Origin of the sequence: Pseudomonas sp. 22515, assembly GCF_052044625.1 — a bacterium.
GTDB lineage: Bacteria > Pseudomonadota > Gammaproteobacteria > Pseudomonadales > Pseudomonadaceae > Aquipseudomonas > Aquipseudomonas alloputida.
This window is the reverse complement of sequence record NZ_JBQENN010000022.1, coordinates 18,496-31,261: the sequence shown is the minus strand read 5'-3', so window position 1 is coordinate 31,261 and position 12,766 is coordinate 18,496. Positions and strand designations below refer to the sequence as shown.

14 protein-coding genes and 2 pseudogenes are annotated in these 12,766 nt (G+C 62.7%); 8 read left to right on the top strand and 8 right to left on the bottom strand.

What is annotated here, in order from left to right; all coding sequences use genetic code 11:
* The first annotated feature begins 44 nt into the window (after positions 1-44).
* Positions 45-914 carry a LysR substrate-binding domain-containing protein gene (locus ACTJJN_RS19730; protein ID WP_003250776.1) on the top strand — a complete coding sequence of 290 codons (870 nt, stop codon included), beginning with the start codon at positions 45-47 and terminating at the stop codon, positions 912-914.
* Positions 915-1,014: 100 nt separating this feature from the next.
* On the top strand, positions 1,015-1,386 hold the full coding sequence (locus tag ACTJJN_RS19725) for a DUF2784 domain-containing protein (protein ID WP_047603951.1): 372 nt from the start codon (positions 1,015-1,017) through the stop codon (positions 1,384-1,386).
* Here ACTJJN_RS19725 and tam read toward each other — a convergent pair.
* Positions 1,376-2,152 (bottom strand): trans-aconitate 2-methyltransferase, encoded by a 777-nt coding sequence (gene tam / locus ACTJJN_RS19720; protein ID WP_003250773.1) that lies wholly within the window; start codon positions 2,150-2,152, stop codon positions 1,376-1,378. The genes ACTJJN_RS19725 and tam overlap by 11 nt on opposite strands.
* 114 nt (positions 2,153-2,266) lie before the next feature.
* On the opposite strand from tam, the gene ACTJJN_RS19715 reads away from it, so the two are divergent.
* Positions 2,267-2,446: a hypothetical protein gene (locus ACTJJN_RS19715; RefSeq protein ID WP_003250772.1), complete on the top strand. Its 180-nt coding sequence runs from the start codon at positions 2,267-2,269 to the stop codon at positions 2,444-2,446.
* A gap of 3 nt (positions 2,447-2,449) precedes the next feature.
* Here the strand turns inward: ACTJJN_RS19715 and ACTJJN_RS19710 are convergent, their stop codons facing one another.
* Complete coding sequence (locus ACTJJN_RS19710) at positions 2,450-3,862, bottom strand: amino acid permease (protein ID WP_440781542.1); 1,413 nt, start codon at positions 3,860-3,862, stop codon at positions 2,450-2,452.
* Between the two features lie 325 nt (positions 3,863-4,187).
* Between ACTJJN_RS19710 and ACTJJN_RS19705 the strand changes: the two genes are divergently transcribed.
* The 3 genes and pseudogenes from ACTJJN_RS19705 (at position 4,188) to ACTJJN_RS19695 (ending at position 6,662) form a co-directional block, all read left to right on the top strand.
* Positions 4,188-5,612 carry an aminotransferase-like domain-containing protein gene (locus tag ACTJJN_RS19705; protein ID WP_012052839.1) on the top strand — a complete coding sequence of 475 codons (1,425 nt, stop codon included), beginning with the start codon at positions 4,188-4,190 and terminating at the stop codon, positions 5,610-5,612.
* A gap of 259 nt (positions 5,613-5,871) precedes the next feature.
* Positions 5,872-5,985, top strand: a pseudogene (locus ACTJJN_RS19700) (S-type pyocin domain-containing protein); the annotation flags it as partial.
* Positions 5,986-6,386: 401 nt separating this feature from the next.
* On the top strand, positions 6,387-6,662 hold the full coding sequence (locus ACTJJN_RS19695; protein ID WP_440781541.1) for a hypothetical protein: 276 nt from the start codon (positions 6,387-6,389) through the stop codon (positions 6,660-6,662).
* Positions 6,663-6,670: 8 nt separating this feature from the next.
* Here ACTJJN_RS19695 and ACTJJN_RS19690 read toward each other — a convergent pair.
* Positions 6,671-6,913, bottom strand: a pseudogene (locus ACTJJN_RS19690) (Zn-dependent hydrolase); the annotation flags it as partial.
* Positions 6,914-7,006: 93 nt separating this feature from the next.
* On the opposite strand from ACTJJN_RS19690, the gene ACTJJN_RS19685 reads away from it, so the two are divergent.
* The gene (locus ACTJJN_RS19685) at positions 7,007-7,561 is read left to right on the top strand and encodes a WYL domain-containing protein (protein ID WP_014860861.1); all 555 of its coding nucleotides are present in this window, start codon (positions 7,007-7,009) and stop codon (positions 7,559-7,561) included.
* 11 nt (positions 7,562-7,572) lie between these two features.
* Here ACTJJN_RS19685 and ACTJJN_RS19680 read toward each other — a convergent pair whose 3' ends face one another.
* From ACTJJN_RS19680 to ACTJJN_RS19665, 4 genes are all read right to left on the bottom strand, one after another.
* Positions 7,573-8,349: an SDR family oxidoreductase gene (locus tag ACTJJN_RS19680; protein ID WP_012052842.1), complete on the bottom strand. Its 777-nt coding sequence runs from the start codon at positions 8,347-8,349 to the stop codon at positions 7,573-7,575.
* A 169-nt stretch (positions 8,350-8,518) separates the two neighbouring features.
* A complete protein-coding gene (locus ACTJJN_RS19675) occupies positions 8,519-9,445 on the bottom strand; it encodes a LysR family transcriptional regulator (RefSeq protein WP_440781539.1) in 927 nt (308 codons plus the stop codon).
* Between the two features lie 126 nt (positions 9,446-9,571).
* Positions 9,572-10,294: a hypothetical protein gene (locus ACTJJN_RS19670; protein ID WP_088512766.1), complete on the bottom strand. Its 723-nt coding sequence runs from the start codon at positions 10,292-10,294 to the stop codon at positions 9,572-9,574.
* 78 nt (positions 10,295-10,372) lie between these two features.
* Positions 10,373-10,675 (bottom strand): DUF3077 domain-containing protein, encoded by a 303-nt coding sequence (locus tag ACTJJN_RS19665; RefSeq protein WP_161773940.1) that lies wholly within the window; start codon positions 10,673-10,675, stop codon positions 10,373-10,375.
* A 198-nt stretch (positions 10,676-10,873) separates the two neighbouring features.
* On the opposite strand from ACTJJN_RS19665, the gene ACTJJN_RS19660 reads away from it, so the two are divergent.
* On the top strand, positions 10,874-11,497 hold the full coding sequence (locus ACTJJN_RS19660; RefSeq protein WP_010953466.1) for a glutathione S-transferase family protein: 624 nt from the start codon (positions 10,874-10,876) through the stop codon (positions 11,495-11,497).
* 53 nt (positions 11,498-11,550) lie between these two features.
* On the opposite strand, the gene ACTJJN_RS19655 is transcribed toward ACTJJN_RS19660, so the two are convergent.
* The gene (locus tag ACTJJN_RS19655) at positions 11,551-12,726 is read right to left on the bottom strand and encodes an MFS transporter (RefSeq protein WP_012052846.1); all 1,176 of its coding nucleotides are present in this window, start codon (positions 12,724-12,726) and stop codon (positions 11,551-11,553) included.
* Positions 12,727-12,766 lie beyond the last annotated feature (40 nt).

The window sequence follows — 12,766 nt, the reverse complement described above, 5'->3', positions numbered from 1 at the left end:
TTATCGTATTACACACATAAGCCCAGCTTGTTACTGAGGTCGTCATGTCGGTTTCCCACGCTCAACTCAAGGCTTTCCACGCGGTGGCCGTGCACGGCAGCTTTACCCGCGCCGCTGAAAGGCTGTTTCTTACCCAGCCTGCGGTGTCCGATCAGGTGCGCAAACTGGAGGAGCGCTTCGGCGTATTGCTGTTCCACCGCAACAAACGCTCGGTGCAGCTCACCGACCTTGGCGAGCGGCTACTGGGCATCAGCCAGCGCCTGTTCGCCTGCGAGGCCGAGGCACAAGAGCTGCTGCACGACTCGCGTGCGCTGCACACCGGCAGCCTGGTGCTGGCAGTGGATGCGCCGGTGCACGTGCTGCCGCAGATCGCCCGCTTCTGCCAGCGTTATCCGGGTATCCAGGTGAAGATCGAAACGGGCAATACCGACGAATCGCTGGCGCGGCTGTTCAGCTATCAGGCCGACCTGGCCCTGCTGGGGCGGGATGTCGACGATGAGCGCCTGCATTGCCTGCCGCTGCGTCGTGACCCGATGGTGGCGTTCGTTTCCCACCACCACCCATGGGCCAGCCGTGGCTCGATCAGCCTGGCCGACCTGGACGACACGCCACTGGTGCTGCGCGAGCCCGGCTCGGTAACGCGGCAAACGCTGGAAGAAGAGATGCAACGTGCCGGCCTGCGGATACGCGCAGCGATCCAGGTGGAGGGCCGGGAGGCGGCGCGTGAAGCGGTGGTGGTAGGGATTGGTGTGGGCGTGGTGTCGGCGGCGGAGTTCGGTGCCGATGCGCGGGTGTGTGCGTTGCCGATTGTCGATTGCCAGCGGCATTTGACCGAGACCCTGGTGTGCCTGAGCGAGCAGCGTACACGCCGGGTGGTGGCGACTTTCCTGCAGATGGTCGAGGAAGGGGTGTAGGCCTGTGCTGGCCCCTTCGCGGGCTCGCCCGCTCCCNGAAGGGGCCAGATCAGGCCACCCAACTATGCTGGGATAACCTCTATTCGTGGGCACCCCACCCATGCTCTACCGCCTTGCCGCCGACACCCTGGTGCTGCTGCACCTGGCCTTCATCCTGCTGGTGCTGTTCGGCGGGCTGCTGGTGCTGCGCTGGCGCCCTGCCCTGTTGCTGCACTTGCCGGCCCTGGCCTGGGGCCTGGCGGTGGAGTGCCTGCACCTGGGCTGCCCGCTCACCACCTGGGAAAACCGCATGCGCAATGCCGCCGGTGACGCCGGTTACCAGGGCAGCTTCGTCGAGCACTACGTCTGGCCACTGATCTACCCCACCGGCCTGACCCCGCAGATCCAACTGCTGCTGGGCACACTCGTGCTGGCGCTGAACCTCGGCATCTACAGCTACGTGGCCTGGCGCTGGCGCCGCCCTAGCGGGTAGCGATCACGAACAACCGCGGGAAGGGCAACAGGACCTTGCCATCAGAGGCCGGCGGATAATCGCGCTGCATGGCCTGCAGGTACATCTGCAGGAAGTCGGCCTGCTCCTGCTCATCAAGCCTGGCCAGATAAGGCCGCAACGCCGAGCCCTTGAACCATTCCACTACCGCTTCGGCGCCCCCCATCAACGGGTGATGATAGGTGGTGCGCCACACATCCACCCGTGCGCACAGCGGGCTGAGCAAGTCGTAGTAGAACGCCGCGTTGTGCCGTGGCGGCAGCTGCAAGTCGGCGAATTTCGCCGCCCAGGGGCCTTGGCTTGCGATCTCGCGCAACTGCCGGTGGGCCGGCTCGTCGAGGTTGTCCGGGGTCTGCACGGCCAGGCTGGCGCCTTCGCTGAGCTGGCGCACCAGGTGCGGATACAGCAAGGCGTGGTCAGGTACCCATTGCAGCGAGGCATTGGCCAGGATCAGGTCCTGCGGCTCGGGGGCAGCCCAGCCGGCAATGTCGGCAATGACCGTGCGCACACGCGGGATGCACAGCCGCTTGCGCTCACGGGCCTTGTCGATCATGTCCGGGTCGCTGTCCAGCGCCGTCACCTGGGCATCGGGGTAACGTTGCAGCAGCACTTCGGTCGAGTTACCGGGGCCGCACCCCAGGTCGGTGGCGTGGCGCACCGGCCGTGGCGGGATGGCGGCAATCAGGTCGCGTACGGCGCGTGTGCGTTCGTCTTCGAACAGGGAATACTGGTTGGCGGACCAGGCCATGTGCGGCTCCTTTGGGCGGGCAATGTGCCTAGCATATGCCATCTGTCGCCCGGCGGGACGGTTGCGAACGGATTACCCCGGAACTGATCACCTCTGCTTGAAGTCAGTCCTTGCATGCGCACGCCCTTGAAGACCTACATCGCCCTCGCCATCCTGGCCCTGATCGCTGCGGCCGCCCTGCTCGGTTCACCGTGGATGAACCAGCGTTTCCACATGCCTGCAGAAAAAGCCCAGGCCCAACAACGCGAAACGGCCGGGTCCCCAAGGGAGCCGGCCGTTTCCAGACGCGAGTGACGCTTAGTGCTGCTTGCTACCAGAGCGGATCTGGTGCACCACACCCATCGCCACCACGACCGCCGCAGCGATACCGGTGGAAATGACCAGAATCTGGTAGTCAGGCATGAAGGCCATGGTGACCAGGGCAGCCACGATGAACGCGATCACCAGGTAGGTCAGCCACGGGAACAGCCACATCTTCAGGCGTACTTCCTTGCCCTCGGCAATCAGCTTGCGGCGCATGCGCAGCTGCGAGAAGGCGATGACCAGGTACACCAGCAGGGCGATCATGCCGGTGGTGTTCATCAGGGTGTCCAGCACGTCTTTCGGGCGCAGGGTCTCGCTGAAGTTGATCAATGCACACACCACGGCCACGGCGCACGAGCCCATGATCGCGTACACCGGTACACCGGTACCGGCGCGGGTGATCTTGAAGAACGACGGCGCATCGCCACGCTGGGCCAGGGAGAACAGCATGCGCGAAGCGGTGTAGTGGCCCGAGATCAGGCAGCTGCTCACCGAAGTCAGCACCACGAAGTTCATCAGCAGCTCGGCATACGGCACGCCCAGCAGTTCCAGGGTACGGCGATAGGCGCCATAGCCAGAAACACCCAGGTGCGGGTCGTTCCACGGTACCAGGCAGACGATCAGGAAGATCGAGCCGACGTAGAACAGGCACACACGCCAGACCACCGAGTTGGTCGCCTTGACGATCTGCGCAGCCGGGTCTTTGGCTTCGGAAGCGGCGATGGTGACGATTTCGGCGCCGAGGAAGGCGAACATCACCCCGAGCAAGGCACCGATCACAGTGGTGATGCCATTGGGCATGAAGCCTTCGGCGGTGAGGTGGCTGATGCCGCGCACTTCACCGAACTGCCAGATGTTCATCACGGCAGCGGTACACACGATCAGGAAGCAGACGATCGCAATCACCTTGATCAAGGCGAACCAGAACTCGAACTCACCGTAGTGCTTGACGTTGAAGAAGTTGACGGTGATCAGCAACAGGGTCGTGGCCAGCACGAACACGTTGACGCTGACGTCGGGGAAGAAGCCATGCAGGATCTTGCCCGCCACATAGGCTTCCCAGGCCATGAGGATGACCCAGTACCACCAGTACAGCCAGCCGATGGTGAAACCGGCCCAACGGCCAATGGCGCGGTCGGCGTAGGTTGAGAACGAGCCGGTGTCAGGCGAGGAAGTCGCCATTTCACCCAGCATGCGCATGATCAGCACCACCAGGATGCCGCCTGCCAGGTAGGCCAGGACAGCGGCTGGGCCGGCACTGTGGATTACGCTGCCGGAACCGACGAACAAGGCGCCGCCAATAACCCCGGCGATCGACATCATCGTCAGGTGGCGCGACTTCAGCGAGGCACTGAGCTTGCTCTCGTGCCTGCTTTTCGCGGTGGTGGTTGTGGATGTTGCGTCCATCAGTTGTGTACCCCGTGCTTCTTTTTATCCAAGGAAAACTGTGAAACCCCGATGGCTGGCGATTTCACCTGTACATCAGTGCTAATGCGGGCAGGATGGTGTGAACTTACACACGCAGGCCTTCCATGGCGGCCTGCTGACGCGCCCCAGGGCGACTGCCTGAGGCGAACTGAACATGCTTTATGTGGCGATATCCGACACCTAATGTAAAAATGTCCAACGCAGAGAGCCATGCACAGTGGCATGAATCTCGCACTGCACTGTATAGGTCGCCCATGCAGTACACCCTGCAGACGCCAGGCGATACGCACCCTGAAGGCCCCGAATGTTCGAATTACATCCAGACTCCTCTACCCCGCTGGTCAACCAGATCATCGATGGGCTGCGCGAGCTGATCGACAACCAAACCCTCAAGCCAGGCGCCAAGGTCCCGTCGATCCGCGCCTTTGCCGCCAGCTATTCGGTGAGTACCTTCACCGTGGTCGAGGCCTACGACCGCCTGGTCGCCCAGGGGCTGCTGGTGAGCCGTGGCAATGCGGGGTTCTTCGTCAACCGTGCGGCGGGCGAACTGCTGGAGCAGCACAACACCGAGGCCGACACCAGTCGACCAACGTTCAACTCCGAGTGGTACCTGCAGCAGATTTTCGAAATCCGCCAGTTGCCGTACAAACCGGGGTGCGGCTGGCTGCCCAACGACTGGATGTACGAAGACGGCCTGCGCCGCGGCCTGCGCCAGGTGGCCGGCAGCCCGCTGGAGTTGTCGGGGTACGGCGACCCCATGGGCCTGATGGAGCTGCGTGCGCTGACCGCCCAGAACCTGCAACAAGAGCTGTCGATCGTCGCCAACCCAGCACAGCTGATGCTCACCCACGGCGCCAGCCAGGCCCTGGACCTGGCCGCACGCACACTGGTACGCCCGGGCGATGTGGTGCTGGTGGACGACCCCGGCTACCCGAACCTCATGAGCATCCTGCGCACCCAAGGCGCAACCCTGGTAGGCGTGCCGCGCACCCCGGCCGGCTACGACCTGAACCAGCTGGAGCAATTGCTCACCCACCACCGCCCGACGGCGTTCTTCACCCAGCCGCACCTGCACAGCCCGACGTGCTCGCGCACCCCGCTGCCGCAGTTGCACCGCCTGCTGCAGCTTGCCAGCCAGCATGGCTTCCGCCTGGTGGAGAACAACCTGTACGCCGACATGGTCGCCGAGCCGCAGCCATGCCTGGCCAGCCTCGATCACCTGCAGCAGGTGGTGTACGTGGGCAGCTACTCGAAGAGCATCTCGCCCAACGTGCGGGTCGGCTACATGCTGGCCAATCCTGAGCTGATGCAGAAACTGCTGCACCTGAAAATGCGTTCGGGCCTGACCACTTCGCAGGTGATGGAGCGCGTGGTGTACGCCGCGATCATCGACGGCCGCTGGCGTAAGCACCTCAAGCGCCTGCGCCAGCGGCTGGCCGAGGCGCACCAGGAAGTTGGCCGGCATCTGCATCGATTAGGCTTCGAACTGTTTACCGAATCGGATGAAGGCATGTACATCTGGACCCGCCACCCGGCCATTCCCGACAGTGCCGCGTTGCTGGATGATGCGCTGGAGAAAGGCATCATGCTTGGGCCTGGGCAGTTGTTCATGGTCGACGCCAAGGCGACCGGGTGGATGCGCTTCAACGTGGCGTTCAGTACGGACCCGGCGATGTGGGAGTTGTTGGAGAAGGTCTTCGTCAAGCATGTGCGCCGGAGTGGGATGTAGTTCGCCACGACATCCGCACCGCCTGTGGGATTGAGCGCCGCCCGCGCGCCACGACATCTCACAGACGTTGAAGATGTTGTGGCCTGCACTTATTGGCTCCATCACCCCCTTCGCGCTTGCTCCTCTCGCCCCCAAATATTCCTGGCGCGTTAGAGCCTGTGACTACAAGGAGCAGGTGCAGGAAAGTGACTGGGGCAGGGAGCAGGTTTGAACTGTGTGATCAAAGAAGTTAAGAAGAAGTGTTGCGCCTCATGAGCCACCGAATTATAAAGACTGCATCTACTGCTTCCCGCCAGAGTCAGGCCTACCGCCACTGTATGTGGTTTTCAATTCTCCCTATCCCGGCGTGAGAATTATAGGGGCTTACAGCTGACACCCCTACAACCTGGACAAAGCCGGGGGGCCCAATCGAACGAATGGATTGGAGAGAGGCCCGGATCACAGCAGGCGGCGTCGAGTTAGTCAAATTACAAACAAGTCGACTTCTGCCGTCAGGCGCGAACAAAATGATGATAGATAGACTCGAAAAAAATCTACAGCGCACACTACAAGCAACCGACATCGACAAGCGATTTTTCATACATGAAATAAGGGGGCTTGAGCACCTCCGCGCCCTTGGCATTGCTGATAAAATTCTACCAACTGATGGCGGCGAGACTTGGAACAATATTCACGCAGCCACTTTTGAAGACTATCAGCCTGAATCAGACGCCGAGCTATTATATACAGCGCAAGCGCTAGAAGCAGAGGTAATCCAGCTTGAGCGGGAAAACCATGGATACCATTCACGATGTAATTAAAAACGAATCTCCTACGAATGTAATTTTATTTTTCACCAGAGGCACTGGCATCTCCCACCCGCAACTAGACAGGCTTTACACCCAGAACTATTGGATTCACTTAGGTGACTGCATTGGCCTCATCGAACTGATCAGAAAAATGACGAGCGACGGCTTGATTGAGCAAAAAGCCGGTGGATATGTGAAAGGTCCAAAATGGACTGCACCAAAATTCATGCTCGAAAATAAGTACACTTTCAATCAAAGTTGACAGCACACCAGCGGGCGTTGGCCGGCGTACCCGGTGCGGTGCAGTTCGTCGGCGACACTGACGCCATCGGCATCGCGAATGGCCAGCGCCTCGGCCAGCGCGAGGCTGCCAGTGAACACCGCCGAGCCGAACAGGGCCGGGATGAAGCGCGCGCCCTCCTCGTTGGTCCATACGGCAATGTCCAGTGGCTTGCGGGTTTGGATGTCCAGGTCGCTCAGGCGCCGCACCACTTGACCGAGGCCTGATGCCACAACTTGGATCCCATCTTGTGACAAGGTATGCTAGGCAATAGCTAAACGCCACTACCCAGGCAGGCTTGGTGCCTGTCTTCAAGGATGAGCCCTTTGCCCAGCCACCCGACCCGCCACACCATCGCCCGCCAGTGGCAACTGCTCAAGTTACTGCCCGGCCGCCACCCAGGCATGAGCTCCACCCAGTTGCAGGCTGCCCTGACAACCGTGGGCCATTCCACCAGCAAACGCACCGTCGAGCGCGACCTGGTGGAGCTCGCCGCACTGTTCCCGCTACAGTGCAACAGTAAAGGCATGCCTTATGGCTGGTACTGGCAACCGGGCTTGAGCCTGGGCGAAGCGCAGCAGCTGCAACCCGACGCACTTACCCCCCCGACACACGTTGTACTGTATGCCTGGGTCGATGACGCGCTGGCCCGCCGCCTGGAACAGTCACCCCTGTCCGTCGATATGCAACTGACGCCGCAGGCTGGCGGCGGCGCCGCGCTGGTGGCCACCGTCGACGACAACCGCGCGCTGATGGGCTGGCTGCTGTCCCAGGCGGGTTCGATCCGCATCCAGGCGCCGCAGGCGCTACGTGCGGCCATGATTGAACAATTGCGCCAGAGCCTGGCGCTGCATGAGGGCGAAGGCGGCTGCAAGCAATAGCGCCAACGGCGTCAGTAGGTTCCTGGATACGCCCCGCCATCGATCAGCAGGTTCTGCCCGGTGATGTACCCGGCATGCGCACTGCACAGAAATGCGCAATACGCGCCAAACTCCGCGGCTTCGCCAAAACGCGACGCCGGAATGGCCTTGCGCCGTGCCTGGGCAGTGACTTCCACATCACCACCCGCCGCCTTCAAGGTCTTTTGCAGGCGCGCCGTGTCGAACGCCCCAGGCAACAGGTTGTTGAGTGTCACATTGCGGCCCGCCAGGCGCTGCTGCCGGGCCAGGCCGGCAATGAATCCGGTCAGGCCACTGCGGGCACCGTTGGATAAACCCAGCATGTCGATCGGTGCCTTCACCGCGCCGGAGGTGATGTTCACCACCCGGCCAAAACCCCGTTCGGCCATGCCATCGACCACCGCCTTGATCAGCTCGATGGGCGTGAGCATGTTGGCGTCCAGCGCCTTCAGCCAGTCATCACGCTCCCAATCACGGAAGTCCCCCGGTGGCGGGCCACCGGCGTTGTTGACCAGAATGTCGACCTGCGGGCAGGCCGCCAACAGCGCCAGGCGCACCTTGGGATCGGCCACATCACCTGCCACGGTATGGACCTCGATGCCCGGGCAGGCCCTGCGCAACTCGCTGGCGGTCTGCTCCAGGGTGGCCTGGGTACGGGCATTGATGACCAGGTTGACGCCTTCTTTGCCCAGCGCTTCGGCGCAGCCTTTGCCAAGGCCTTGGCTGGCCGCGCAGACGATGGCCCAGCGGCCGGTGATGCCTAGATCCATTGGTTTGCTCCTAGATGCAATCAGGGTTACAGGGTGACTGACAGGCACTGCCGGGGGGCAATCTAGAGCACAGGACAGGGCCACCGATAATGAAAAGAACTGATCCACCGATAACCGCCGCTTATCCCAACCAGCGCTTCGACAACGGGCTGGGAATAGAGGGGTAGCGTCACACTTCACCCGCCGTCAGTTCCTCCACCAGCAATCGTGCCGCAGGCGATAACGGCGCCGCGACCCGGTGCACGATGCCGAACGGCTCGCTCAGCGCCCGTAGCGGCACCGCCAGCGACACCAGCAACCCGCGCTGCTCGGCAAAGGCCGCCACTGCACGGGGAATGACCGCCACCAATGTCGGGTCATCTTCAAGCAGCATGAAGGTGGCGAAGGTGGAGAAGGTCTCCAGCGGATAACGCGACACCGCCACCCCAGCCTCGCTCAACTCGCGTTCCAGCGCTTGGCGCATGGGCATGTTAGCCGGATAAACCACCCAGCGATAATGGCTAAGGTCGCTGATCTTGAGTGCCGCCACCCCGGCCAGCGGATGCTGCGGATGCGCGACCACCGCCAGCGGCTCCTGGGCCAGTTCGACAAAGCCATATTCCGCCGCGTTGCGGCCCAGCCCTGGCCGGCAGATAGCCAAGTCCAGGCGCCCTTCGTCCAGCTGGACGAGCAGGTTGGCGCTGGTATTCTCGGCGATTTCCACTGCCAGTTGCGGCTGTTTGCGGCGCAAGCGCCCGAGGGCGCTGACCAGTGTGGGCATAGCCCCCATGATACTGCCCACCGCCAGCCGCCCGCCCTGGCCTTGGACGATGCCCAACACCTCTTCGCGCAGATGCCCCAGGTCACTGTGGATCAGCCGCGCGTAGCGCACCACGCAGCGGCCCACGTCGTTGGCAACCAGGCCGCTGGGCATTCGCTGGAACAACGGTACGCCCAGCACCTCCTCGACCTCGCGCAGGGCCTTGGTGGCACCGGGCTGGGAAATGGCCATGGCTTCAGCTGCCTTGTGCAGCGAGCCGCAGCGGTCCAGCTCGATCAGCAAACGCAACTGGCGCAGGCGCAGGCGAGAAAAAATGGCGTCCAGAGAAGGGATCATCAGGCAGGCTCGGCAGGGGGTTCGTCATGCCGAGCACTATAGAGGGTCGTCTGCGGGGGCGTGTTGCGTTTTCAGCAAATGACCCTTGATCGCAGAACACATGCACGCATCTTTCTGCAGGCTGTTTTACCGCGGGCCACGACGTGCCAGGCAGGCATAGGCCAAGCCCAGTACGCTGGCCGCCAGTATGCCAAGCAGCATCATCAGCTCACGGCTGTAACGGGCAACCATGGCCGGAAAACCGATGACCTCGCGGTACACCTGCACATTGGCCTCACCATCGGCATGGCTGATACTGACCCCACCATGGCGGATCTGCGAGTAGTCGGCATCGAAATACACCCACACCTTGCAGGTGCCACCAGGCTCGATAGCCGGGATATCAACCTGGGCAATGGCGGTTTCCAGCAGCGTGTCGTTGCCGGCAGCATCGCGCACCTGCACCAGGCCCTTGGCTGGCAGGCGGATTTTCACCTGCCGGACCTGCGCATCACCACTGTTGTGCAGTTCGATCAGCAGGCCGGTACGGTGGTCGACCAGCCCGGCCTCGAAAGGCTTGGCGAACAGCTGGGCATAAGGGGCCTGCGCCATTTCGATGAGCCGCTCGACCTGATCATGGCCCAGCTGGCCTTGAACGATACCGTTGATTTGCCCCTGCAACTGCTCGTACTTCAGTTGTTCGCTGGCCTTGCTGATCCGCTCGCTGAACTGGCTGGGGTAAGTGAGGTAGGCATAGGTCAGTGACGCCTCAAGGCGCGGATTGCCCCTGAGCAACGCGTAGGCGGCCAACAGGACCATCAGGCCGATCAGCACGGCGACGAGAAGCTTCCCCACCTTGTCCCAGCTCAATGCATGCTTCCTTCTGTCGTGTTACAGACGATTAAACCGCCCAAGGGTGCCAAGTTCGCGCCCCCCAGGCAAGCCTGGCTAGGCTTCGCCCCCGCCTTCGCGCGCCTGACGTATCTGCAGCAGCTGGCCGTCGATCAGTGACTTGGCCATCCCCGCCAGGTAGTACGTGGCCTTCATCATCACCTGGCGGTCGTCAGGCCTGTCGATGGCCCTGCGGGTGATCTCGGTGATGCAGCCCATGATGCCCGAAGCTTCCATCAGTGCGGTGCGTATTGGCAGTTGCGGTTTCATTTGCACCAGTTCGGCATCGCTGTTGCCAAAGCGGCTCGCGGCTTGCACGACATAGGGCTTGCTGCTGTTTTTCGGCGTTTCGCTGTCCATGTCCATTCCTCAAGGTTAGGCGCTTGCCGAGGCTAGGCCGCTGCCTACCCCATTACAATGACAAAGGGGTGGAAAGGGTCACTTTAGGAAATGGACTACAAGAACCCTGCACAGGGAGCGCCGAGCCCCCGCTCAGCCCCCTTGACCCGCCCCCGGCAGTGGCGGACGATCAACCTCCCCCACACAAGGACGAACACCATGCTGCGGATACTGGGAAGAGCCTCTTCCATCAATGTGCGAAAAGTCCTGTGGGCCTGCGCCGAATTCGAGATCGCGTTCGAGCGCGAAGACTGGGGTTCTGGCTTCAAGGCCACTGACAGCACCGAGTTCCTCGCGCTGAACCCCAACGCCATGATTCCGGTAATCCAGGACGGCGACTTCACCTTGTGGGAATCCAATAGCATCATCCGCTACCTGGCCAGCCGCTACGGCGCCACCGCGTTCTATCCCGGCGAGGCCCAGGCGCGGGCGAGGATCGACCAGTGGATCGACTGGCAGGCCTCGGACCTTAACCGCTCTTGGAGCTACGCGTTCATGTCGCTGGTCAGGCATTCGCCCGCTCACCAGGACCCGCAAGCACTGGCTGCCGGTTGTGCCGAGTGGTCACGCTACATGCGCATCCTCGACCGCCAGCTGGCCAGCACCGGTGCCTATGTGGCCGGCAGCCAGTTCACCCTGGCCGACATCCCGATCGGCCTGTCGGTCAACCGCTGGTTCGAAACGCCGTTCGAGCACCCGCACCTGCCCGCGGTGCGCGATTATTACGAGCGCCTGAGCGAGCGCCCTGCCTATCACCTGCATGGCCGAAACGGTACCCCGTAGTACCCGCAAGGACGTGTATCCAGGGGCGCAAAGCGCCCCAAGGTTCTGGCCTGTTACAGCGCAACCTGCCGCCCGGCTACCACCCCTCGCCCACGCCAGGCAAGCAGCAGCACCAGCACCAGCCCCAGCGCCGCCATCGCAGCCCCCGCCAGGGAAATCGCCGGGTAGCCCAGCCCCGCGTTGATCACCGCGCCGCCCAGCGCCGCACCGATCGCATTGCCCAGGTTGAACGCGCCAATGTTCACCGCCGAGGCCAGGTTGGGCGCATCCTTGGCCGCTTCCATGACCCGCATTTGCAGCGGCGGCACCAGGGCAAAGCTGGCCGCCCCCCAAACCAGGATCGCCAGGGCAGTCGGCAGCGGCCAGTCCAGTACCAGCGGAAACACCAGCAGCACGGCAATCAGCCCAGCCAGTGACAGGATCAGGGTACGATCGATCGAGCGGTCCGCCGCCTTGCCGCCCCACACGTTGCCCAAGGTCAGGCCGACACCGAACAGCACCAGCATGGCCGTCACGAAAGGGGTGGACGCCGCCGCTTCATGCTGCAGGATCGGCGCAATGTAGGTGAACACCGTGAACATGGCGCTGGAACCCACCACGGTCAGCAACAAGGCCGCCAGTACCGGCCTGCGGCCCAGCACTCGGATCTCGGCCAGGGCACCCTCGCCCTTGGGCGACGCAACATTGGGCAGTGCGTACCAGAGCGTGGTCATCGCCACCAGGCCAAGCCCGGCAATCCCCCAGAACGCCGTGCGCCAACCCAGCATTTCACCCAACCAGGTCGCCAACGGCACGCCGCCGATGGTGGCCAGGGTCAACCCCATGAACATTGCAGCCACGGCCCCGGCGCGCTTCGCCGGCGGCACCACACTGGCCGCGACGATCGAGCCGATGCCAAAGAAGGCGCCGTGGTTGAGTGAAGTGACCACGCGGGCCACCAGCAGGCTGGCGTAGTCGCTGGCCAGGGCCGACATCAGGTTGCCCAAGGTGAAAATGGCCATCAGCCCGATCAACAGGTAACGGCGCGGGATCTTCACCGTGGCCAGGGTCATCAGCGGCGCGCCGATCAGCACGCCGATGGCATAGGCACTGACCAGCAGCCCGGCAGCAGGGATGGAAACGCCAAGGTCGGTAGCGATACTGGGCAACATGCCCATGGGGGCGAACTCTGTAACGCCGATGCCGAAGGCACCGATGGCGAGTGCGATAAGCGGTGGATTGATACGCATGGCAAGCTCCTTATCTATGCCGCAAATGCTACGATCCGTT